Origin of the sequence: Burkholderia crassaminum (assembly GCF_964265005.1) — a bacterium.
GTDB lineage: Bacteria > Pseudomonadota > Gammaproteobacteria > Burkholderiales > Burkholderiaceae > Burkholderia.
This window is the reverse complement of record NZ_OZ183799.1, coordinates 2212823-2235215: the sequence shown is the minus strand read 5'-3', so window position 1 is coordinate 2235215 and position 22393 is coordinate 2212823. Positions and strand designations below refer to the sequence as shown.

The window sequence follows — 22393 nt, the reverse complement described above, 5'->3', positions numbered from 1 at the left end:
CGCCGCATGGAGGGCTGCGATGACGGACGGCGTGGTGGAAACGGGCGACTGGACGGTATTGGGCGGCGACGCCGCGCGGATCCGCGACGCGGTGTTCGTGCGTGAGCAGCAGATTCCGCCGGAATGGGAGCTCGACGACGACGATCCGCTGTCGCTACATGCGGTGGCGTACCGGGTCGATGCCGCGACCGGCGTACGCCGCGCGGTCGCGACGGGGCGGCTGCTGCCGTCCGGCACGATCGGCCGCGTCGCGGTGCTGGCCGACGCACGCGGGCAGGGTGTCGGGTCAGCCGTGCTGGACGCGCTGCTGGATGCGGCGCGGCGCCGCGGCGAAATCGTCGTGCGGCTCTACGCACAGGATTCGGCCGTGTCGTTCTACTTGCGGCACGGCTTCGCGGCGGTCGGTGAACCGTTCGTCGAAGCCGGCGTGCCGCACGTCGAGATGGTGCGTGCGCCGTAGTACGGCGCACGCTCGCGCGCTCAGCGCGGCGGCGTAGCGTCGAGGTCGAACGTGAATGCGCGCTCGAACGTGCCCGGGCGGACGGTGCGGTGCGAGCCGTCGTCGTCGCAGCGTTCCTTGATCTCGACCGTGAGCCGCACGCCTTCCTTCATCGTGACGCGCAGCGCGGTCGTGCCGCGCGTGCCGTATTCGGGTGTCTCGATGAATGCGGCCGACAGCGCACGCTCGCGCTCGATCGGAATGCCCGTGTGCGGCAGCGCATCGTCGTCCGCGACATGCGGATCGCGCATCAGCGCGATCAGTTCGTCGAGCGACGGGGTCGGATTGTCGGTGAGCAGCGTGCCGAGCTCCGCGCGCTTGCGCACCACTTTCGGCCAGGGTGTATCGAGCCGTGCATTCGACAGCGCATGCACGCCGGGCGCGATCGCGACGGGTGCGGCTACACCGCTTTCGCCCTCGGGCGCGCGATTGCAGAACCACGCGAGTTCGCGTCGCCTCCAGTCGCCGACGAGCAGATTGAAGCCGTTGTAGACGGCCGCATGCTCGGCCAACTGCCCGAGATAGTCGAGCGGCGCAACGGACGGGCCGCCGAGGAAATCGGACACGAGCTTGCCGCGGGTCGGCGCGCCGGCTCGGATGTCGAACGGCGCGCGGTAGTTCGTCAACGCGGCGAAACGGCCGTCGCGCGATACGCCGAGCCACGTGCCGCCCGCTTCGAGATCGCGGCCGGCCAGTACGCCCGGGACATCTTCCCACCACGAGAGCGGCGCGCTCGTGCGGCGAAAGAACTCGTCGCGGTTGGCGGTGAGGGTAAAGACGGGACCGGCGGCGGCATCGGGCTGCCAGTCGAAGGCAATCAGACACATCGGGCGAATCTCTCGCAGGAAACATCGGGCGCCGGCTGCGACTCGCGAGCCGGCACGCGAACGGGTTGTCAGTGCGTCACGCTTCCGTCGGCCAGGCGTACGGCAGCGTATCGAATGCGAGCACCGGGCCGTCGGCCGAACCGAGGTGCACCGTGCCGTTGTCGAGCGCGGCGAGCTTGATTTCGACGAGCGCGTCGACGCCGCCGGCGGGCGCGGCCGCCGCGTTGACGATCATCCCGCACGGCTGACCGGGATCGTCGCTGTGGAACAGCTCGACGCCGGCATGCACGGTATCGGTCTCGCCGGCGACGTGCGCGAGCGCCGTGCGGCGCTTGATCGTGCCGCGGTACTGGCTGCGTGCGACGATTTCCTGGCCCGGGTAGCACCCCTTGCGAAAGTTAACGCCGCCGATCACGTCGAAGTTGACCATCTGCGGCACGAACTGTTCGACGGCAGGCTGCGTGATGCGCGGTTCGCCCGCGCGGATGTCGAGCCAGTCCCATACGGCCGGCGACACCACCGGCAGCGTAGCGCCTAGCGCGGCGATGCGCGCGTCGACTTCCGCACGCGGGCCGATCCACAGATAGCGCTTGCGACCGGCCGCATCGGGCACGCGGATCAGCGTCCCGGCCGGGCCGTCGACCTTCACGTGCACGCCGTCCGGCAGCGCGTCGAAGATGCCCGACAGCGCGTCGCGCACGTCGCCCGCGAAGCCGACCACCGCGAGCGCGTCGCTCGCATCCGTCAGTTTCGCCTTCGCACGCAGCACGAACATCGACAGCCGCTTCTGCACGGCGGGCTGCACGTCCTTCGATATCAGCAGGCGCACGCCGTGGCCGGCGCGCCACGTGAGGAACGACCCGAGGAGGCGACCTTTCGGCGAGCAATAGCCGGACAGCCGCGCGCTCGCGGCGTCGAGATGCTCGATGTCGTTGGTGAGCTGGCTGTGCAGGAACGTCGCGGCGTCGTCGCCGGCCACGTCGATCACGCCGAACTGCGGCAGCGGCATGCAGGCGCCCGGCGCGTCGAAATCAGCGGCCAACGGGCGGGGGAAAACGGGGAGCGAGGCAGATGCGGCCTGGGCAGCCGGTGAAGCGAACGGTGTGCTCATGGAATGAGGGAACAGTCAACCCTGACTTTGACGAAGGCGAGCAAGTATTATATGGGTCTTACCTGAGTCACGTTTCCATGTCCCTACTGAAGAAATGCGCCGCGACGATCGTGGCGCTGGCCGTCGTTGTGGCCGCTGCCGGCGCGGGCGGCGGGTATTACTGGGCAACCCGGCCGCTGTTGCTGGGTTCCGCATCGCTCGACGTCACGATCAAGCCGCGCAGCACCGTGAAGAGCGTCGCGTTGCAGCTCAAGCGCGGCGGCGTGCCGGTCGAGCCGTTCGGCTTCGTCGCGATGACGCGCGTGCTCGGGCTGTCGAGCCGGCTCAAGTCCGGCAACTACGAATTCAAGACCGGCATCACGCCTTACGAGGTCCTGCAGAAGATCGCGCGCGGCGACGTGAACGAGTATGTCGCGACGGTCATCGAAGGCTGGACCTTCAAGCGGATGCGCGCGGAACTCGACGCGAACCCCGACCTTGCGCACTCTACGGCCGGCATGAGCGACGCCGAGCTGCTGCGCGCGATCGGCGCGTCGGACAACGCGGTGCAGCGCGGCAGCGGCGAGGGGCTGTTCTTCCCCGATACCTACCTGTTCGACAAGGGCACGAGCGACCTGAACATCTACCGGCGCGCGTACCATCTGATGCAGACGCGTCTCGACGAGGCCTGGGCCGCACGCGTGCCGGGCCTGCCGTACAAGACGCCTTACGAAGCGCTGACGATCGCGTCGATCGTCGAAAAGGAAACGGGCCATGCGGCCGATCGCGCGTTCGTCGCGGCCGTGTTCGCGAACCGGTTGCGCATCGGCATGCCGCTGCAGACCGATCCGTCGGTGATCTACGGGCTCGGCGATGCGTACGACGGCCGCCTGCGCAAGCGCGACCTGCAGGCCGACACTCCTTACAATACCTACACCCGACGCGGGCTGCCGCCGACGCCGATCGCGTTGCCGGGCGTTGCCGCGCTGCAGGCGGCGATCAATCCGGCACCGACGAGCGCGCTCTATTTCGTCGCGAAAGGCGATGGCACGAGCGTGTTCTCGGACACGCTCGGCGACCACAACAAGGCCGTGGACAAGTACATACGAGGTCAATAATGGCGAGCGGTAAATTCATCACGTTCGAAGGCATCGACGGGGCGGGGAAGACCACCCACCTGCAATGGTTCTGCGAGCGCCTCCAGGGCAAGCTGGCCGCGGCCGGCCGGCAGGTCGTCGTCACCCGCGAACCGGGCGGCACGCAGCTCGGCGAGACACTGCGCGAGATCCTGCTGAACCAGCCGATGGATCTCGAGACGGAAGCGCTGCTGATGTTCGCCGCGCGTCGCGAGCATCTCGCGCTCGTGATCGAGCCGGCACTCGCGCGCGGCGACTGGGTCGTGTCCGATCGCTTCACCGATGCGACGTTCGCGTACCAGGGCGGCGGCCGCGGGCTGCCGCGTGACAAGCTCGAGACGCTCGAGCGCTGGGTGCAGGGCGGCTTCCAGCCCGACCTGACCGTGCTGTTCGACGTTGCGCCGCAGGTCGCGAGCGAGCGGCGCGGCGCCGCGCGCATGCCCGACAAGTTCGAAAGCGAGTCCGACGCGTTCTTTGCGCGCACGCGCGGCGAATACCTGCGGCGTGCGGAAGAAGCGCCGCACCGCTTCGCGATCGTTGACGCGACGCAGTCGATTCCCGAGATCCGCCAGCAGCTCGAGCGCGTGCTCGCCGCGCTGTAATTCGCAAGGAACGCACCACATGATCTATCCGTGGCAGACCGACGACTGGAACCGCCTGCAGCAACTGCGTGCGCAATGGCCGCACGCGCTGCTGCTGCATGGCCAGGCCGGGATCGGCAAGCTGCAGTTCGCGCAGCATCTCGCGCAGGGCTTCCTGTGCGAATCGCCGCAGCCGAACGGCGAGCCTTGCGGCACCTGCGCGGCCTGCACGTGGTTCTCGCAGGGCAACCATCCGGATTACCGGATCGTGCTGCCCGAGGCGCTGGCGGGCGAGGCGCCGGGCGCCGCGGACGACGCGAAAGCGGCCGACGCGGACGAAGGCGGCAAGAAGACGCGTGCGCCGAGCAAGGAGATCAAGATCGAGCAGGTGCGCGCGCTGCTCGACTTCTGCGGGGTCGGTTCGCACCGCGGCGGCGCGCGCGTCGTCGTGCTGTATCCGGCCGAGGCGCTCAACGTCGCCGCGTCGAACGCGCTGCTGAAAACGCTCGAGGAGCCGCCGTCCGGCGTTGTGTTCCTGCTCGTGTCGGCACGCATCGACCGCCTGCTGCCGACGATCATCAGCCGTTGCCGGCAGTGGCCGATGACGGTGCCGGCGCCCGACGCGGCCGAGGCCTGGCTCGCGGCGCAGGGCGTCGAGCATGCGAGCGCGCTGCTCGCCGAGGTCGGCGGCGCGCCGCTCGCCGCGCTGGCGCTCGCGAGCGACGAGAACCGCCCGCTGCGCGACTACACGCTCGGGCAGCTCGCGGCCGGTGCGGGATGCGACCCGTTCGCGTGCGGCGAGACGCTGCAGAAGCTGCCGGTGCCGCTGGTGCTCGGCTGGCTGCAGCGCTGGCTGTACGACCTGCTCGCGCAGCGGATGGCGGGCGCGCCGCGCTACTTCCCGATGCACGCGGCGGCGCTCGCGCGCTGCGCGGAAGCGGTCGATGCGAACGCGTTCGCGCGCTTCATGAAGGCCGTGACGCGGCAGCGGACGGTCGAGAACCATCCGCTCAACGCGCGGCTCGTATTCGAGGAATTGTTTCTCGGCTACCGGGAAATATTCGCGTGATCCGACATTGTTTCTCGTGGGTTGCGAAACGATGACCGGCTCGCGCCGCGACGCGACCGTGGCCGGCCGGCCCGCGAACGCCGCCCGTTGCCGCATGCCGGCGTGCGCATGAGCGCACGCCTTACGTATTCAGGAAACACGATGTTCGTCGACTCTCACTGCCACATCAATTTCAAGGGGCTGGCCGACCGCCTGCCGGCCGTTCTCGAGAACATGCGCGAGCACGACGTCACGCACGCGCTGTGCGTGTCCGTCGATTTCGAGACGCTGCCGGAGGTCATTGCGATCGCGGACGCGCACGACAACGTCTATGCGTCGGTCGGCGTGCATCCCGATCACGAGGACGCGCGCGAGCCGACCCTCGCGGAGCTCGTCGAGCTGGCCGCGCACCCGAAAGTCGTCGCGATCGGCGAAACGGGCCTCGACTACTACCGTCTCGAGGGCCGCTCGATCGCCGACATGGAATGGCAGCGCGAACGCTTTCGCACGCACATCCGTGCGGCGACCGCGACGATGAAGCCGCTGATCATTCACACGCGCTCGTCGTCGGAGGACACGCTGCGGATCATGGCCGAGGAGCGCGCGGACGTGCCGGGCGGCGTGATGCACTGCTTCACCGAGCCGTGGCCGGTGGCCGAGCAGGCGCTCGCGCAGAACTTCCATATCTCGCTGTCGGGCATCGTCACGTTCAAGAACGCGACCGACGTGCAGGATGTCGCGCGGCGCGTGCCGCTCGACCGGCTGCTGATCGAGACCGACTCGCCGTACCTTGCGCCGGTGCCGTATCGCGGCAAGCCGAATGAACCTGCGTACGTCAGCCATGTCGGACGCTTTATCGCGTCCGAGCGCGGGATCGCCGTCGAGGCACTGGCCGACGCGACGACGCAGAATTTTTTCCGGCTGTTCAAGATCGCCCGCTAACGACGTGCGCGCAGCCGACAACCCAGGGAAGGAGCCCACAACAATGACGAAGCCGATCAACCATCTGCCGAAACGCGCACTCGTTGCCGCCGCGCTCGTCGCGAGCGGCCTGTTCGCGGCAGCCGGCGCGCATGCCGAATCGCTCGACGCGATCGTCAAGGCCGTCAAGTTCGACGACATCGCCGACATCGGCAAGCAGCTCAAGAGCGGCAAGCTCGACCCGAACACGATCGCGCCGAATGGCGACCCGCTGATCGTGATCGCCGCGCGCGAGAAGTCCGACAAGGTCGCGGCGGCACTTGCCGCAACGCCGAACGTCGACCTCGAGAAGGAAGACAAGGCCGGCGAAACCGCGCTGATGCTTGCGTCGCTGAACGGCGACCTCGGCCTCGCCAAGGTGCTGATCGACAAGGGCGCGGAAGTCAGCAAGAAGGGCTGGGCGCCGCTGCACTACGCGGCCACCAACGGTCAGGACGCGGTCGTGAAGCTGCTGCTCGACCACGACGCGTATATCGATACCGCATCGCCGAACGGCACGACGCCGCTGATGATGGCCGCACGCGGCAACCATGCGTCGACGGTGACGCTGCTGCTCGACCAGGGCGCCGATCCGCAGGTGAAGAACCAGCTCGGCATCACCGCGCTCGAATTCGCGAAGCACTACAACGCGCCGGACGCGATCGAGATCCTGAGCAAGCGGACGACGCGCGTCGGGGCGTCGACGCCGGGCGATGCGCAAAAGAGTGCAAAATGACGGTTTTCGGTGCGGCAGACGGTGCCCGCCCGGCCGGATTCCGGCCGGAGCAGGGTGTCCCGGCGCCGCGCCGGCCAAGGCAGCAGGCGGTCTCGGGCCGCATTGACATAAGGAACACCATGTTGCGCGCAATGTTTTGTGCCGCGGCGTTTGCCGTGCCGTTGTCGGCGGCGGCTTTCACGGGCGCGGATCTCGACCGGCTGTGCGCGAAGACGGACGTCAAGTCGCGGGCGTCGTGCGCGGCCTACATCGAAGGTGCCGCCGACGGCGTCTACAACACCATCGATGCGATCGGCGGCACGACGGGGCCGCGGGTCGGCCAGTATTTCTGCCTGCCGCCCGACATCCGGGCGCAGCAGATGACCGACGCGGTGCGCAAGTACATCGCGGAAAATCCGAAACTGGCCGACTACAACGCGAGCACCGCGGTGTCGCTCGGTCTCGGCAAGGCGTTTCCCTGCAGGAGCGGCAGCTGATCTGACGCCGTGTCCGGGCACGCGCGGCCCGGACGTCGCCGACGCATCCAGGACGAGGCGTGCGCGCCTCATCACCCACGGGCGCCGATGATTTCAATCGAGGAACTGCAGCGCATCACCGATGCGCCGTTACATTCGTGGCTCGGCACGCTGGCCGTGTCGGTCATCGTCGTACTCGTCGTCGCGATCGTGCACCGTCTCGGCGCACGCATCGTCAAGCGCATCGCACAGCCGTATCCGTTGATGAGCGCGATCCTGCGCTACATCGACAGGCCGTCGCTCGTCGTGCTCGCGCTGCTGACGCTCGAATTCCTGTGGGTCCAGACCGACGACGGCATGTCGTTCGTGCGCGGCATGCGCACGGCGGCGGCGGTCGGCTCCATCGTGTCGCTCACGTGGCTGCTGGTGCGGCTCGCGGCGGGCGTCGGCGACGCCATCATCCAGGCGCATCCGATCGATACGGCCGACAACCTCCAGGCCCGGCGCATCCATACGCAGGCCAGGGTGCTCGTGCGGACCGTGATGGTGCTGATCGTGATCATCGGCACCGGTGCCGCGCTGATGACGTTCCCGAACGTGCGCCAGGTCGGCGCGAGCCTGCTGGCGTCGGCCGGCGTCGCGGGCCTGGTTGCCGGTATCGCCGCGCGGCCGGTGCTCGGCAACCTGATTGCCGGGCTGCAGATCGCGCTCACGCAGCCGATCCGGCTCGACGATGTGGTCGTGATCCAGGGCGAGTGGGGACGCATCGAGGAAATCACCGGTTCGTTCGTGTCGGTGCGGCTCTGGGACCAGCGGCGCCTCGTCGTGCCGCTGCAATGGATCATCGAGAATCCGTTCACGAACTGGACGCGCAGCAGCTCGGAGATCATCGGCACGGTCTACCTGTCGGTCGATTACCGCACGCCGCTCGCGCCGCTGCGCGAGGAGCTCGCGCGGCTCGTCCACGCGGCGCCCGAGTGGGACGGCCGCGTGCAGGTGCTGCAGGTGACCGACGCGACGGAGCGCACGATGCAGTTGCGCGCGCTCGTCAGCGCGGCCGATTCGTCGTCGTGCTGGGACCTGCGCTGTCGCGTGCGCGAAGGGTTGATCGCCTACCTGCAGGACCGCTATCCGCAATGCCTGCCGCGCAGCCGGACGGAACTGTATCCGCATGATGCTGCACCGGACGCACCGAATCCCGAACGGCCGCATGCGCGGCCGCCTGCCGCCAGTACGGCGGCCAACACCGCAGCCGATCCGCAGGCCAACGAAGGCCGCTGAAAGCGGCCCGCATATCTGCCCGCCACCGTCATGACCGCGCTGAAAACGCTCGCCATCGCCAATTACCGCTCGCTGCGCGAGCTGATCGTGCCGCTCGCGGCGCTCAACGTCGTCACAGGGCCGAACGGCAGCGGCAAGTCGAGCGTGTACCGCGCCCTGCGGCTGCTCGCCGACACCGCGCAGGGGCGCGTGATCCCGTCGCTTGCCCGAGAGGGCGGGTTGCCGTCGACGCTGTGGGCCGGCCCCGAGCGCTTCTCGCGGGCAATGCTGGATGGCGACACGCCGGTGACCGGCACGGTGCGCAAGGGGCCCGTGAGCCTGAAGCTCGGCTTCGCGTGCGACGATTTCGGTTACGCGATCGATCTCGGCTTGCCGGTGAAGAACGACGCGTCGATGTTCCGGCTCGATCCGGTGGTCAAGCGCGAATGCATCTGGGGCGGCGCGCTGCCGCGCCCGTCGACACTGCTGGTCGACCGGCAGGGCGCGCAGATCCGCGCGCGTACCGCGTCGGGCGACTGGCGGACGATTCCGCAACCGGTCGCCAGTTTCGACAGCATGATGACCGAGTTCGCCGATCCGACCGGTGCGCCGGAAATGATCGCGGTGCGCGAACGGATCCGCTCGTGGCGCTTCTACGACCATTTCCGGACCGATGCGCAGGCGCCGGCGCGACAGTCGCACATCGGCACCCATACGCCGGTGCTCGCGGACGACGGCGCCGACCTGGCCGCCGCACTGCAGACGATCCGCGAAATCGGCGACGGCGCGGCACTCGATGCGGCGATCGACGACGCATTTCCCGGTGCGTCGGTCGAGATCGACAATCCGGGCGGCCGTGGCCGCTTCGACGTACTGATGCGCCAGCCGGGGCTGCTGCGGCCGCTCGCGGCGGCCGAGTTGTCGGACGGCACGCTGCGCTACCTGCTGCTCGCGGCCGCGCTGCTGACACCGCGGCCGCCGGCGCTGATGGTGCTGAACGAGCCGGAGACGAGCCTGCACCCCGATCTGCTGCCGGCGCTCGGCCGCCTGATCGCGCAGGCGGCGCAGCGTTCGCAGGTGCTCGTCGTGTCGCACGCGGCGCGGCTCATCGCGACGCTCGAGCGCGAGGCCGGCTGCGAATCGCTGGTGCTCGACAAGCAGCTCGGCGCGACGGGGCTCGTCGATGCGGACACGCGCGACCTGCCGGCATGGAAGTGGCCGTCGCGCTGACAGGCGGAGCGGCATGCGTCCGGGCACGCTCGTCGCATCGGGGGCCGTATCGGCCCGGCGGGCGGAATGTATCCAGCCTGTAACAACATCCATAAAATGCAAGACGGGCGGTTCCAGGTAACGGGATCGCGAATAATGAAGAGATATCCGGCTGGCGCTGCATGGGGGCAAGCAGGGCGCGAAAGCGCAAGGGCCCGCCGGCCGTGCCGCAACGGACAGGACACAGGAGACGTGGACCATGAGAATTGCCCAGATCGCGCCGCTGACCGAATCGGTACCGCCGAAGCTGTACGGCGGCACGGAGCGCGTCGTGTCCTACATCACCGAGGCGCTCGTCGAGCTCGGTCATGACGTGACGCTGTTCGCCAGCGGCGATTCGACGACGCGGGCGAAGCTCGAGCCGGTCTGGCCGCGTGCGCTGCGGCTCGATTCGTCGATCCGCGACCGGGTCGCGCCGCACATGCTGCTGATGGAGACGGTCGCGCGCCGCGCGAAGGACTTCGACGTGCTCCATTTCCACATGGACTACTACTCGTTCTCGGTCTTCAACCGGCAGGAAACGCCTTACGTGACGACGCTGCACGGCCGGCTCGACCTGCCCGAGCAGCAGCCGGTGTTCGACACGTTCAACACGGCGCCGGTGATCTCGATTTCGAACTCGCAGCGCCAGCCGTTGCCGCAGGCGAAATGGCTGACGACCGTCTACCACGGGCTGCCCGATACGCTGTACATGCCGCAGCCCGTCGAGCCGCGCTATCTCGCGTTCCTCGGCCGCATTTCGCCTGAAAAGCGCGTCGACACGGCGATCCGCATCGCCCGCCAGTGCGGGCTGCCGATCAAGATCGCCGCAAAGATCGACGCGGCCGACCAGGAATACTTCGAGCGCGAGATCAAGCCGCTCTTCGCGTTGCCGCATGTCGAATACATCGGCGAGATCGCCGATCACCAGAAGGCCGAATTCCTGTCGGGTGCACATGCGTTGCTGTTTCCGATCGACTGGCCGGAGCCGTTCGGCCTCGTGATGATCGAGGCGATGTCGTGCGGCACGCCGGTGATCGCGTTCAATCGCGGCGCGGTGCCCGAAGTGGTGGACGAGGGTGTGTCGGGTTTCATCGTCGAGGATGAAATCAGTGCGGTGGCGGCCGTGAACCGGCTGCACCTGCTGCCGCGCGCGCGCGTGCGGCAGCGTTTCGAGGCGCGCTTCACGTCGCGCCGCATGGCGCAGCAGTATGTCGACGTCTACCAGTCGGTGATCCGCGCGCAGAAACGCTCGCGCTTCAAGGTCATCGATTCGACGACCTGACGCGCGTCGCGTGCGGATATAAAAAACGGCGATGTCCGCAAGGACATCGCCGTTTGTGCATGGCCCGCGCGCAATCCGCACGGGCCGCGTCAGCGTCAGATCTTCAGCTTCGAGACCTTCGTGCCGTTGATCGACACGTCGCCCATCAGGCCCGCGTTCGTCAGCACGACGACCTGGACCGGTGCGGTGGCCGTGGTCGTGTCGACCGCGCCGTTCGCGCCCATCTTCACGAGCGCGACCGACGCGCCGGCGCCGGCGGCCCAGCCGTCCGAGCCGCGGAATTCGTCGAGCGCTTCCTGCGTCATGAACAGGAACACGATCGCCTTCGACTGGGCACCGGCCTGCAGGCCGACCGACAGCGACGACGTGTTGTAGTAGCCGACCGTGCTGCCGCCGACGCGCAGTGCGCCGTTGCCGGACTGGCCGCCGACGATGAAGCCGGCCTGGATCACGTCCGGGAAGACGAGCACGCCGCGCGATTTCGCGACGAGTTCACGCGAACCCTTGACCGTGGAGTACATGCGCGACAGCGTGGCGTCGACGCTCGAGTCGATGGCCTGGCGCTTCGACGCGTTGGTTGCGGCGTTGTCCGGCTTGTCCGGGGTGGTGGTGCAACCGGTGAGCGCGAGGCTACCGACGATGAGTGCCGCGGCGGCTTTCAGCACAAGATTCCGTTTTTGCATCGTTCTTCTCCATCGGATGACGTTCGGAGTGAGTCTCGCTCAGGGAGCGGATCACGTCGGCAGTTATATCACAGCGGATTACAGCCTCTTTTCGTCGCGGCGTGAAAAAGCGTCAAATCGCTTGGGGATGTCGCGGCGTGCCAACGGACGAACCGGCGCCCGCACGCCGAGGCCGGGTCGGCATGCGGGAAACCGGCGGTCGATCGGATGGCCGCGCCTGCCGCGCGCATCAATGCGTGACGGGCGGAACAGGCGGCTTGATCGGTGGGCGGCGCAGCGCGCGGCGGATCAGCGCGATCACGACGCCGAAGGCGAACAGGAACGCGGCCGGCACGACCCAGTAGCCGACGAACGCATGCCACAGGTAGCCCGCGAGCGTATTGCGGCGCAGCACGTATTCGTCTCTCGCCGCCTGCTGGCGCGACGCATTGGCGGCGAGCACGTCGGCCGGGCAGCCGGCCGCGCGCGCCTCGTCAGGATCCCCGTGGCACTTCGCGGCGGCGCCGGCTGCCTGCTGCGCGTCGGTGAGCTGCCAGGTGGTCAGCGCGAGTTGCAGGTCCGCCTTGTTGTAGGCCATTTCCTCGCGGATCTCGCGGACGGCGACGATCGCGACGGGCACGGCCCAGAACACGATCACGATCAGCCAGCGGCGGAACCAGCGGTGTTGTCTCCATGCCATCCATGCCTCCGTTTGACGCGCGTGCGCGTCCGTCTCGAGGGCGGCCCGATGGCGCTTCTTGTACTTGGATGGGCCGCGTTGCAGCCATCATAGAAGAAAACGCGGCGAATTGCCGCACCATGTGGCGGCGGCCGGTACGGTGGGCCGGGAAAGCGGGGCGGGAAAGGTCGGGGCGCGTCGATGCACGTGCAACGAAAACAAAAATGCCGCGCCCGCCGAAGCGGTGCGCGGCATTCGATACGGGAGCGCCGGAACTCAGGCGGCCGGCTGGCTGCTCAGGCAGCTCTTCATGAACGCCTTGCGGTCGTCGCCCTTCTTGCCGGTGGCTTGCGTGTTGCAGGCCTTCATCTTGTCCTGCTGCGACATCGCCTTCGCGGGCTTCGCCGACAGGCAGTCCTTCATGAACGCCTTGCGTTCGTCGCCCGTCTTGCCGGCTGCCTGGGTGTTACAGGCCTTCATCTTGTCCTGCTGGCTGTTCGCCGCGAACGCGGGGGAAGCCAGCATGCCGCCGAGAAGCACTGCGGCTACGAGCGATTGGATTTTCATTTCGACACTCCCATGGGGTGAATTGCGTTTTATCGACGCCGTCACGAAGCACCGCGCGATGAGGATAGGGCCGCATCGCACGACGCGCTCCGATTATGGCAAATCAATGTGAAAACACCAAAACGGCACTTCCTATAACGTTGCGGATACCACGACCGTTGACGGCACACCCGGCCGGGCGATCGGGACAAACCATGAGGTGCGGCAGCCGGCCTCGGCCGCCGAGCCGGAACCTGCCGGATCCCGCCCGCAAGCCTTTACAATCGCGGCCATGAATACTCCGAATTCCGCATCTCCTTCGTCCGCGGCGGCCCTGCCGCGCATCGCCGTGCTCGCCACCGGCGGCACGATTGCCGGTGCCGCGCCCGACGCGGCCAGCACGGCCGGCTACCAGGCCGGCGCGCTCGGCGTCAATTTCCTGGTCGACGCGGTGCCGGCGCTCACGTCCGTCGCGCGCATCGACGCCGAGCAGATCGCCAGCATCGACAGCAAGGATCTCGCGCTGCCGCTGTGGAACACGCTCGCCGCGCGGATCGACGCGCTGATGGCCGACCCGGCGATCGACGGTATCGTGATCACCCACGGCACCGACACGCTCGAGGAAACCGCGTATGCGCTGCACCTGGTCGTCAAGGGCGACAAGCCGGTCGTGCTGACGGCCGCGATGCGGCCGGCGACCGCGCTGTCGTCCGACGGCCCGCTGAACCTGTTGAATGCGGTGACAGTAGCCGCGCATCCGTCCGCGCGCGGGCAGGGCGTGCTGGTCGCGTTCAACAACCGGATCCACGGCGCGCGCGACGTCGTGAAGACGAGCACCTATGCGGTCGACGCGTTCCAGTCGCCGGAACTCGGCGCACTCGGCTGGGTGCAGGACGGCCGGGTCGAATTCGCACGCCGCGTCACGCGTTCGCGCGACACGCAACTGGCGATCGCCGCAGCGTGGCCGCCCGTCGAAGTCGTCGCCAGCTATGCGGGCGTGACGCGTACGGCCGTCGACGCGCTCGTCGCAGCCGGCGTGCGCGGCCTCGTCGTCGCGGGCACGGGCAACGGCTCGATCCATGCGACGCTGCAGGCGGCGCTGGCCGATGCGGTGAACGCAGGCGTTGCGGTGGTGCGCGCGTCGCGCGTCGGGTCGGGGCACGTGATGCGCAACGGCGCCGCGAACGACGATGCGCTCGGCTTCGTGAGCGCGGGGTCGCTGGGCCCGTACAAGGCGCGGGTGCTGCTGATGCTTGCGCTCGCGAACGGCATTCATGGCCGCGACGAACTGCAACGCAGGTTCGATACGCTGTGAACGGCTGACCGATACGCGCGGCTCGGGCCGAGCGCGTCACCATGAAAAAAGGCAGGCCATCGGCCTGCCTTTTTTGCGTCGGTCAGTCCGGCACGAATGCTCAGGACTGCGGCGGAATCACGAGCTTCTGGCCCGGGTAGATCCGGTCCGGGCTCGACAGCATCGGCTTGTTCGCCTCGAAGATCGCCGGGTACTTGTTCGCGTCGCCATAGACTTCCTTGGCGATCGCCGACAGCGTGTCGCCCGGCTTCACGTCGTGGTATTGCACTTCCGGATCGTCCGGTTGCAGATCGTCGTCGTTGACGCCCGCGACGCCCTGCACGTTGCCGGCCGCAACCTTGACCTTCGCCTTCGTGTCGAGGTCGGCGACGCTGCCCGACAGCGTCACGGTGCGCGATGCGCCGTCGAACGCCACGGTCAGGTTCGACGTATCGAGACCCTGCGTGCTGATGTAGTTCTTGATGGCATCGGCCGCGGTCTGGTTCGCGGCATTGGGATCTTCCGCCGCTTGCGCGTCGGCATGACCCAGCAGTTTTTCACCCGCCTCTTTGATAAACGAAAGAAGACCCATCGTTGCACTCCTTAGGTGGTTGAAAAGAAAACGCGCCGTGAAGTGGCGAAAAAACACCGCGCTGGGCGCGGTCACCGGAGGTGAGCGCAAGCGCGGCGGTTTTCTCGAAAGGCGTGGCGAAAGTGTAGGCGTTCATGACGACGATTGCATGAAAAATCGCACGCTTGAACGTAAAGAAATGTAATACGCGAAATCCGACAGGCGGACACCCGACGACGACGTCTGACCGACCAAGGCTTCCCCGGCGTCGCCGGGTGCCGCTGCGGACCCCACCACGCCGCTCTCAGCCCAGAGCGGCGTTTTTCGCCCCGTCCCGCATGCCGTCGGCAGTGCAGGGCGGGGCGCCCCACCGTGATGCGCGCGTGTCTCGCGCATCGAAGCGACCGGCCGTGCCGGTCACGTGTGTCGTTCGCGTGTCCGTCATCGCGACGGACCACGCGTTACTGCATCTACTCAAGGCAGCCGCTTGCGGCGGCATGCGTTCAGCCTGCCGTCTTCTCGATCTCGAAGTTCGACATGATCTCGAGCGCGCGCACGAGTGCCGAGTGATCCCAGGCCTTGCCGCCGTGCGCGGCACACACGCTGAACAACTGCTGCGCGCTCGCGGTGTGCGGCAGCGCGAGGCCGAGCTTGCGTGCGCCGTCGAGCGCGAGGTTCAGGTCCTTCTGGTGCAGCTCGATGCGGAAGCCCGGATCGAACGTGCGCTTCGTCATCCGCGCGCCGTGCACTTCGAGGATGCGCGACGCGGCGAAACCGCCCATCAGCGCCTGGCGCACGCGCTCCGGATCCGCGCCCGAACGTGCGGCGAACAACAGCGCTTCGCCGACGGCTTCAATGTTCAGCGCGACGATGATCTGGTTCGCGACCTTGCAGGTCTGGCCCGCGCCGTTGTCGCCGACGAGCGTGATGTTCTTGCCCATCTTCTCGAACAGCGGCTTCGCGCGCTCGAATGCCGCCTCCGGGCCGCCGACCATGATCGTCAGCGTCGCTTCGCGTGCGCCGACTTCGCCGCCGGACACCGGCGCGTCGAGGTAGTCGCAACCGAGTGCGTTGATCTGCTTCGCGAATTCCTGCGTGTCGAGCGGCGAGATCGAGCTCATGTCGATCACGAGCTTGCCGGCCGTCAGGCCCTTCGCGACACCGTCGTCGGCGAACAGCACGTTACGCACGTCGGGCGTGTCCGGCACCATCACGACGATGACGTCCGCGTTCTGCGCGACTTCGGTCGAGTTCGCGACGACCTTGGCGCTTGCGCGCAGGTCGTCCGGAATCGGGAACGCGCCGTTCACGACGAGCTGGTGGTCGCCCTTGAGCAGGTTGCGCGCCATGTGCGCGCCCATGATGCCGAGGCCGATGAAACCGATGGTTGCCATGTGAAAGTCTCCTATAGGGGCGTATGCGGAAAGGGCGGATCTCAGGCGGCGCGACGCGCCGAACCCGGTGCGCAGCCGGCGACGCTTTGCAGCCAGCCGAGGCCTTCCGTCGTGGTGGTGCGGGGCTTGTACTCGCAGCCGACGTAGCCGGCATAGCCGAGCCGGTCGAGCAGCGCGAACAGGAACGCGTAGTTGATCTCGCCGGTGCCCGGCTCGTTGCGGCCCGGGTTGTCCGCGAGCTGGACGTGCCCGATCGACGCGAGGTTGCGTTCAATCGTCGCGGCCAGTTCGCCTTCCATGCGCTGCATGTGATAGATGTCGTACTGCAGGAACAGGTTGTCCGAGCCGACCGCGCGGATCACGTCGAGCCCTTCCGACGAGCGGTTCAGCGCGAAGCCCGGGATGTCGAAGCTGTTGCACGGCTCGACGAGCAGGCGGATGCCTTCGCGCTTCAGCGCATCGGCGGCAAAGCGCAGGTTGTCGACGATCGTGACGAACGTCTTGTCGCGCGCCGTGCTCGCCGACGGAATCCCGACGAGGCAGTTCAGCTGCGGCACCTTCAGCGCCTTCGCGTACTCGATCGCACGGCCGACACCTTCCTGGAATTCGCCGACGCGATCGGGTAGGCACGCGATGCCGCGTTCGCCCTGATCCCAGTTGCCGGCCGGCAGGTTGTGCAGCACGAGGCGCAGGCGATGCGTTTCGAGCCGCTCGGCGAGTTCCTCTTTCGCGTACGGGTACGGGAACAGGAACTCGACGGCGTCGAAGCCCGCATCGGCGGCCGCCTTGAAGCGGTCGAGGAACGGCACTTCGTTGAACAGCATGGTCAGGTTTGCAGCAAACTTCGGCATGAGCTAAGCCTCTTCGGTCGGTCAGTCAAAAATGTCGTGCGGTTCAGTCGAGCATCGAGATCGCGGTCGGCGCGTGCTCGGCCTTTTCGGCGAGATCCTCGAATTCGTTGATCGCGTCGATTTCGGTGCCCATCGAGATGTTCGTCACACGCTCGAGGATCACTTCGACGACCACCGGCACGCTGAACTCTTCCGCGAGCGTTTGCGCCTGGCGCAGCGCCGGCTCGATCTCTTCCGGCTTGAACACGCGCAGCGCCTTGCAGCCGAGGCCTTCCGCGACGGCCACGTGGTCGACGCCATAGCCGTTCAGTTCCGGCGCGTTCACGTTGTCGAACGCGAGCTGCACGCAGTAGTCCATGTCGAACGCACGCTGCGCCTGGCGGATCAGCCCGAGGTACGAGTTGTTCACGACGACGTGCACGTACGGCAGCTTGAATTGCGCGCCGGCTGCCAGCTCTTCAATCATGAACTGGAAGTCGTAGTCGCCGGACAGCGCGACGATCGGGCGGCTCGGATCGGCTGCGCGCACGCCGAGCGCGGCGGGGATCGTCCAGCCGAGCGGGCCGGCCTGGCCGCAGTTGATCCAGTTACGTGCCTTGAACACGTGCAGGAACTGCGCGGCGGCGATCTGCGACAGGCCGATCGTGCTGACGTAGCACGTATCGCGGCCGAACACCTTGTTCATCTCTTCGTACACGCGCTGCGGCTTGACCGGCACGTTGTCGAAGTGCGTCTTGCGCTGCAGCGTGCGCTTGCGTGCCTGGCAATCGGCGACCCATGCGCTGCGATCCTTCAGCTTGCCGGCGGCCTTCCATTCCTGCGCAACCGCGACGAACAGTTCCAGCGCGGCCTTGGCGTCCGACACGATGCCGAGATCCGGGCCGAACACGCGGCCGATCTGCGTCGGCTCGATGTCGACGTGCACGAACTTGCGGCCCTTTGTATAAACCTCGACGCTGCCCGTGTGACGGTTCGCCCAGCGGTTGCCGATGCCGAGCACGAAGTCGGACGCGAGCATCGTCGCGTTGCCGTAGCGGTGCGACGTCTGCAGGCCGACCATGCCGGCCATCAGCGGGTGGTCGTCCGGAATCGCGCCCCACGACATCAGCGTCGGGATCACCGGCACGCCGATCGTTTCGGCGAACTGGACGAGCAGGTCTTCGGCCGCTGCGTTGAGCACGCCGCCGCCCGACACGATCAGCGGCTTGTCCGCGTCGTTGAGCATCGTGAGCGCCTTCTCGATCTGCGCGCGGCTCGCCGCGGGCTTGTAGATCGGCAGCGGTTCATACGTGTCGATATCGAATTCGATTTCGGCGAGCTGCACGTCGATCGGCAGGTCGACCAGCACCGGGCCCGGGCGGCCCGAGCGCATCAGGTGGAATGCCTGCTGGAACACGCGCGGCACGAGCGCCGGTTCGCGCACGGTGACGGCCCACTTCGTGACGGGCTTCGCGATCGATTCGATGTCGACGGCCTGGAAGTCTTCCTTGTACAGGCGGGCACGCGGTGCCTGGCCCGTGATCGCGAGGATCGGAATCGAGTCGGCCGAGGCGGAGTAGAGACCGGTGATCATGTCGGTACCGGCGGGACCCGACGTGCCGATGCACACGCCGATGTTGCCCGGGGCCGCACGCGTGAAGCCTTCGGCCATGTGCGATGCGCCTTCGACGTGGCGGGCCAGCACGTGGCTGATGCCCCCCGACTTGCGCATCGCGGAGTAGAACGGGTTGATTGCTGCGCCCGGCACGCCGAACGCGGTCTGGATGCCTTCCTTCTCGAGCACGAGCACAGCTGCGTCGACGGCTCTCATCTTGGCCATGAATGTCTCCTTGAATGTGGCGGATTCTTGCGAATGGGTCTGTTGGGAACACTTTAGGGATGCGTGAAAGGTTTGATAAGATCAGCCGAAGTCGCTTTTTTCGAAACTAAAAGTATGGAATGACGGCCGGACGGGGCTTTCCGCCGGTGCTGGAACAGAGACGGAGACAGGAGATGGACCGCTTCAAGCAGATCGAGACGTTCGTGCGGGTGGCCGATGCCGGCAGCCTCGCGGCGGCGGCGCTCGAGGAGGGCGTGTCGCCGGTGGTGCTCGGGCGGCGCATCGACGCGCTGGAGAAGCGCCTCGGCGTGAAGCTGATGTACCGCTCGACGCGGCGGCTGGTGGTCAGCGAGGAGGGCGCTGCGTTCCTCGAGCGCTGCCGCGGGCTGCTGTCCGAATGGGACCAGGCCGAGAACGAGCTGGCCGCCGGGCGGCGCGCGGTCAGCGGGCACCTGATCGTGTCGGCGCCGGCCGCGTTCGGGCGCAAGCACGTCGCGCCGCACGCGCCGGGCTTTCTGGCCGACAAGCCCGAGATGCAGCTGTCGTTCAACCTGACCGACCGCGTCGTCGATCTCGTGCGCGAAGGTTACGACCTGTCGATCCGGATCGGCGGTGCCGTCGATCCGAACTTCGTCGCGGTGAAGCTCGCGTCGAACCGGCGCGTCGTGTGCGGTACGCCCGCGTATTTCCGCAAGCACGGCCGGCCGAAGTCGCTCGACGACCTGCTCAAGCACAACTGCCTTGCGTTCAACCTGCAGGGCGGGCAGAACCGCGGCTGGTATTTCCAGCGCCACGGCAAGATCGCGACGATGCGCGTAGCCGGCAACCTCGACTGCAACGACGGCGAATTGCTGCACCGCTGGGTGGCCGAAGGCCTCGGGCTCGGCTGGCGCTCCACGTGGGAAATCGCCGCGCAGCTCGAGACGGGCGAGCTCGAGACCGTGCTCGACGAGTATGCGCTGCCCGACTACGACATCCTCGCGGTCTACCCGCAACAGCGCTACGTACCGGCGCGCGTGCGCTACTTCATCGACTACCTGCGCGCCGCTTACGCCAGCCCCGGCTACTGGAGCACCACGCCGTAACCGGCGTGGGCCGCCCGGCCGGGGCTGCTGGGCCACAGGGGCATCCGGAGTTTTTTTTACGCTTCAGGCGCGTGGCGCGGGAATAAACTCGACGCAACGACGGTAAGGTCATCAAGCGTGCACGTTGCCGGTCTGTCCGGGCATCGTGCGCGGAACGGGCGCGGCATCGGCCGCCGGGACCAGGGAGGTCATGTGGCGCAAGCCGGACAGGCGGTCGATGAACGGGTGGCAGACGACGCGGTCGCGCGCGGCGAGCGGTTTCGCGTGCTCGTGCTGCCGCATCTCGACGCCGCGTACAACCTCGCACGCTGGCTGAGCGGTAACCCCGGCGACGCGGACGACGTCGTCCAGGATGCGTGCATGCGCGCGCTGCGCTTCGTCGATTCGTGCCGCGGCGACAACGCGCGGCCGTGGCTGCTGACGATCGTGCGCCACACCTGGTACACGGAGTGGCGGCGCCGCACGCATGCGCACGAGGTCGCGCTGCCCGACACGCTGGACGACACCGACGTGCCCGACGACTGGCAGCCCGCCACCGAGGATCCGCTCGCGCACTTGCTGCGCGGGGAGAACGTGCGGCTCGTGAACGCGGCGCTCGCGAAGCTGCCGCCCGAATACCGCGAGGTGCTCGTGCTGCGCGAGATGGAGGACCTGAGCTACCGCGAGATCGCGGCGATCGCGGACGTGCCGGTCGGCACGGTGATGTCGCGGCTCGCACGTGGCCGGCGCAAGCTCGCCGCGCTGCTGGGCGACCCGCCGGCACCGGCGACCGAAGGCAGGCCGGGCCGTACGCCGGCAGGCGGAACCGCATCGGAGGCTATCGATGGACTGTAACGAAGTGCGAGCGTTGCTGGACGCGGACGTCGACCGCGAGCTGTCGGCGCCCGACGCGTTGCGGGTCCAGCAGCATGTCGAAGGGTGTGAAGCGTGCCGCCATGAGCGCGCGCGGATCGTCACGCTGGTGCAGGCGGTGCGTCAGGCCGACTATCACCGTGCGCCGGATGCGTTGCGGGCCAGCATTCTCGCGAGCCTGCCGGCAGCGGTCGACGCGCCGGTGCGCGAGCCGGCGCGGGTGGAGCCGCAGTCCGAGCCAGGATCACAGCCACAGCGGCAACCGCAGCCGCGCCCGCGTGGCCGCCGCTGGTTCTCGTGGCTGACGGATCAAGGCGGGTCGGCACGTCCGGCGTCTGCCGGCACGGGGCCGCGCGTCGCCGCGCTGCCCGGCCTCGGTTGGGGCGTCGCGCTGCTGGTGGCGCTTGCCGCGGCGGGCGGGATGGCGTTGTCGGCGCGCCACGCCGACACCGACCGCACGGTCGACGAGCTCGTGTCGAGCCACGTGCGTGCCGACCTGTCGGCGCGCGACATCGACGTGATCTCGACCGACCGGCACACGGTCAAGCCGTGGTTCAACGGCCGGCTCGACTATGCACCGCCGGTCGAGGACCTCGCGGCGAACGGTTTCGCGCTGGTCGGCGGCCGGCTCGACTACGTCGGGCGACGCCGTGTCGCGGTGCTCGTCTACCGTTACCGGCAGCACGTGATCGACGTCTATGTGCGGCCGGCCGGGGAAGGGCCGGGGGCGCCGTACGCGACCGTGTCGCAGGGCTATGCACTCGACCGCTGGGACGCGGCCGGGATGACGTGGTGGGCCGTGACCGACGCCGAGCCGTCGGCACTTGCGGCGTTCAGGGCCGCGCTCGACGCGCGGCTTGGCGGCACGCGCAGCGAGTGACGTCGCGACGGCGGGCCGAGGGTCCGCCGCACGCTTCCGTTCCGACCCTGACCGGGAAAAGGCCGAAGGGCGCCCGCTTGCCCGGGCCCGCCCCTTCAAGTCTTTGAAAACATGGCCGAATCCGCGCGGGAATCGGCGAATGGTCTTGCATGCGCCCCGTATCCAGGTTAGAATCTTCGGCTTCTCACTTGCCACACCGGTTCAGACGCCCGGGTGGCTTTAATCCACAAGGAGTGTGTAATGCGTCATTACGAAATCGTATTCATCGTGCACCCCGATCAGAGCGAGCAAGTGCCCGCGATGATCGAGCGTTACAAGACCACGATCACGTCGCACGGCGGTCAGATCCACCGTGTCGAAGACTGGGGCCGTCGCCAACTGGCCTACATGATCGAGAAACTCGCGAAGGCTCACTACGTCTGCATGAACATCGAGTGCGACCAGACGACGCTCGACGAACTCGAACACGCGTTCAAGTTCAACGACGCCGTGCTGCGTCACCTCATCGTCAAGATGAAGAAGGCCGAAACCGGCCCGTCGCCGATGATGAAGGAAGTTCAGCGCGAAGAAGCCAAGAAGGCGGCTGCAGCTCAGCCGACCGAAGCGCAGGCTTAAGTTCGTCATTCATTAAGCCA

25 protein-coding genes are annotated in these 22393 nt (G+C 67.7%); 16 read left to right on the top strand and 9 right to left on the bottom strand.

Annotated features, from left to right (window positions below; translation table 11 throughout):
- Positions 1-19 precede the first annotated feature (19 nt).
- On the top strand, positions 20-460 hold the full coding sequence (locus ACPTTF_RS10310) for a GNAT family N-acetyltransferase (protein ID WP_423371114.1): 441 nt from the start codon (positions 20-22) through the stop codon (positions 458-460).
- Between the two features lie 20 nt (positions 461-480).
- On the opposite strand, the gene ACPTTF_RS10305 is transcribed toward ACPTTF_RS10310, so the two are convergent.
- On the bottom strand, positions 481-1326 hold the full coding sequence (locus ACPTTF_RS10305; protein ID WP_301811136.1) for an NRDE family protein: 846 nt from the start codon (positions 1324-1326) through the stop codon (positions 481-483).
- Positions 1327-1402: 76 nt separating this feature from the next.
- Positions 1403-2437 (bottom strand): YgfZ/GcvT domain-containing protein, encoded by a 1035-nt coding sequence (locus ACPTTF_RS10300; RefSeq protein ID WP_423371113.1) that lies wholly within the window; start codon positions 2435-2437, stop codon positions 1403-1405.
- 77 nt (positions 2438-2514) lie between these two features.
- Between ACPTTF_RS10300 and mltG the strand changes: the two genes are divergently transcribed.
- The 9 genes from mltG to ACPTTF_RS10255 all read left to right on the top strand — a co-directional run bounded on the left by mltG (position 2515) and on the right by ACPTTF_RS10255 (position 11125).
- Positions 2515-3534: an endolytic transglycosylase MltG gene (gene mltG / locus ACPTTF_RS10295; protein WP_423371112.1), complete on the top strand. Its 1020-nt coding sequence runs from the start codon at positions 2515-2517 to the stop codon at positions 3532-3534.
- Positions 3534-4154, top strand: coding sequence for a dTMP kinase (tmk, locus tag ACPTTF_RS10290; RefSeq protein WP_423371111.1), 621 nt, complete (start codon positions 3534-3536; stop codon positions 4152-4154). Before mltG ends, tmk begins: the two co-directional genes overlap by 1 nt.
- Positions 4155-4173: 19 nt before the next feature.
- Positions 4174-5202 carry a DNA polymerase III subunit delta' gene (locus tag ACPTTF_RS10285; RefSeq protein WP_423371110.1) on the top strand — a complete coding sequence of 343 codons (1029 nt, stop codon included), beginning with the start codon at positions 4174-4176 and terminating at the stop codon, positions 5200-5202.
- A 141-nt stretch (positions 5203-5343) separates the two neighbouring features.
- Positions 5344-6123: a TatD family hydrolase gene (locus tag ACPTTF_RS10280; protein ID WP_166965847.1), complete on the top strand. Its 780-nt coding sequence runs from the start codon at positions 5344-5346 to the stop codon at positions 6121-6123.
- Between the two features lie 43 nt (positions 6124-6166).
- Positions 6167-6877, top strand: a complete 711-nt coding sequence (locus tag ACPTTF_RS10275) for an ankyrin repeat domain-containing protein (protein WP_423371109.1) — start codon at positions 6167-6169, stop codon at positions 6875-6877.
- Positions 6878-6996: 119 nt separating this feature from the next.
- Positions 6997-7353, top strand: coding sequence for a Rap1a/Tai family immunity protein (locus tag ACPTTF_RS10270; protein WP_059506076.1), 357 nt, complete (start codon positions 6997-6999; stop codon positions 7351-7353).
- 87 nt (positions 7354-7440) lie between these two features.
- Positions 7441-8613, top strand: coding sequence for a mechanosensitive ion channel family protein (locus ACPTTF_RS10265; protein ID WP_423371108.1), 1173 nt, complete (start codon positions 7441-7443; stop codon positions 8611-8613).
- Positions 8614-8643: 30 nt separating this feature from the next.
- Complete coding sequence (locus ACPTTF_RS10260) at positions 8644-9822, top strand: AAA family ATPase (RefSeq protein WP_423371107.1); 1179 nt, start codon at positions 8644-8646, stop codon at positions 9820-9822.
- A 238-nt stretch (positions 9823-10060) separates the two neighbouring features.
- Positions 10061-11125: a glycosyltransferase family 4 protein gene (locus tag ACPTTF_RS10255; protein WP_423371106.1), complete on the top strand. Its 1065-nt coding sequence runs from the start codon at positions 10061-10063 to the stop codon at positions 11123-11125.
- Between the two features lie 95 nt (positions 11126-11220).
- On the opposite strand, the gene ACPTTF_RS10250 is transcribed toward ACPTTF_RS10255, so the two are convergent.
- From ACPTTF_RS10250 to ACPTTF_RS10240, 3 genes are all read right to left on the bottom strand, one after another.
- Complete coding sequence (locus tag ACPTTF_RS10250) at positions 11221-11808, bottom strand: BPSL1445 family SYLF domain-containing lipoprotein (protein WP_011352325.1); 588 nt, start codon at positions 11806-11808, stop codon at positions 11221-11223.
- A gap of 229 nt (positions 11809-12037) precedes the next feature.
- Positions 12038-12487, bottom strand: coding sequence for a hypothetical protein (locus ACPTTF_RS10245; RefSeq protein WP_166965839.1), 450 nt, complete (start codon positions 12485-12487; stop codon positions 12038-12040).
- Between the two features lie 255 nt (positions 12488-12742).
- Positions 12743-13033: a PsiF family protein gene (locus tag ACPTTF_RS10240; RefSeq protein ID WP_166965838.1), complete on the bottom strand. Its 291-nt coding sequence runs from the start codon at positions 13031-13033 to the stop codon at positions 12743-12745.
- A gap of 271 nt (positions 13034-13304) precedes the next feature.
- Here ACPTTF_RS10240 and ACPTTF_RS10235 point away from each other — a divergent pair, with 271 nt between their 5' ends.
- Entirely contained in the window at positions 13305-14327 is a 1023-nt protein-coding gene (locus tag ACPTTF_RS10235) for an asparaginase (RefSeq protein ID WP_423371105.1), read from the top strand.
- A gap of 100 nt (positions 14328-14427) precedes the next feature.
- Here the strand turns inward: ACPTTF_RS10235 and lysM are convergent, their stop codons facing one another.
- On the bottom strand, positions 14428-14898 hold the full coding sequence (gene lysM / locus ACPTTF_RS10230; protein WP_034181228.1) for a peptidoglycan-binding protein LysM: 471 nt from the start codon (positions 14896-14898) through the stop codon (positions 14428-14430).
- Between the two features lie 37 nt (positions 14899-14935).
- Here lysM and ACPTTF_RS10225 point away from each other — a divergent pair, with 37 nt between their 5' ends.
- Complete coding sequence (locus tag ACPTTF_RS10225) at positions 14936-15082, top strand: hypothetical protein (protein ID WP_423371104.1); 147 nt, start codon at positions 14936-14938, stop codon at positions 15080-15082.
- A 298-nt stretch (positions 15083-15380) separates the two neighbouring features.
- On the opposite strand, the gene ACPTTF_RS10220 is transcribed toward ACPTTF_RS10225, so the two are convergent.
- From ACPTTF_RS10220 to gcl, 3 genes are read right to left on the bottom strand one after another with little or no spacing between them, the layout of a single operon-like run.
- Positions 15381-16286 carry a 2-hydroxy-3-oxopropionate reductase gene (locus tag ACPTTF_RS10220; protein WP_347814800.1) on the bottom strand — a complete coding sequence of 302 codons (906 nt, stop codon included), beginning with the start codon at positions 16284-16286 and terminating at the stop codon, positions 15381-15383.
- Between the two features lie 26 nt (positions 16287-16312).
- Complete coding sequence (gene hyi / locus ACPTTF_RS10215) at positions 16313-17122, bottom strand: hydroxypyruvate isomerase (protein ID WP_011657073.1); 810 nt, start codon at positions 17120-17122, stop codon at positions 16313-16315.
- A 43-nt stretch (positions 17123-17165) separates the two neighbouring features.
- A complete protein-coding gene (gene gcl, locus ACPTTF_RS10210; RefSeq protein ID WP_166965835.1) occupies positions 17166-18941 on the bottom strand; it encodes a glyoxylate carboligase in 1776 nt (591 codons plus the stop codon).
- 173 nt (positions 18942-19114) lie between these two features.
- On the opposite strand from gcl, the gene ACPTTF_RS10205 reads away from it, so the two are divergent.
- From ACPTTF_RS10205 to rpsF, 4 genes are all read left to right on the top strand, one after another.
- Positions 19115-20026 carry a LysR family transcriptional regulator gene (locus tag ACPTTF_RS10205; protein WP_166965834.1) on the top strand — a complete coding sequence of 304 codons (912 nt, stop codon included), beginning with the start codon at positions 19115-19117 and terminating at the stop codon, positions 20024-20026.
- 192 nt (positions 20027-20218) lie between these two features.
- Positions 20219-20860, top strand: a complete 642-nt coding sequence (locus ACPTTF_RS10200; protein WP_423371103.1) for an RNA polymerase sigma factor — start codon at positions 20219-20221, stop codon at positions 20858-20860.
- Positions 20850-21758: an anti-sigma factor family protein gene (locus ACPTTF_RS10195; protein ID WP_423371102.1), complete on the top strand. Its 909-nt coding sequence runs from the start codon at positions 20850-20852 to the stop codon at positions 21756-21758. Before ACPTTF_RS10200 ends, ACPTTF_RS10195 begins: the two co-directional genes overlap by 11 nt.
- A 240-nt stretch (positions 21759-21998) precedes the next feature.
- Positions 21999-22373, top strand: a complete 375-nt coding sequence (rpsF, locus tag ACPTTF_RS10190; RefSeq protein WP_006402295.1) for a 30S ribosomal protein S6 — start codon at positions 21999-22001, stop codon at positions 22371-22373.
- The last annotated feature ends 20 nt before the right edge of the window (positions 22374-22393 follow it).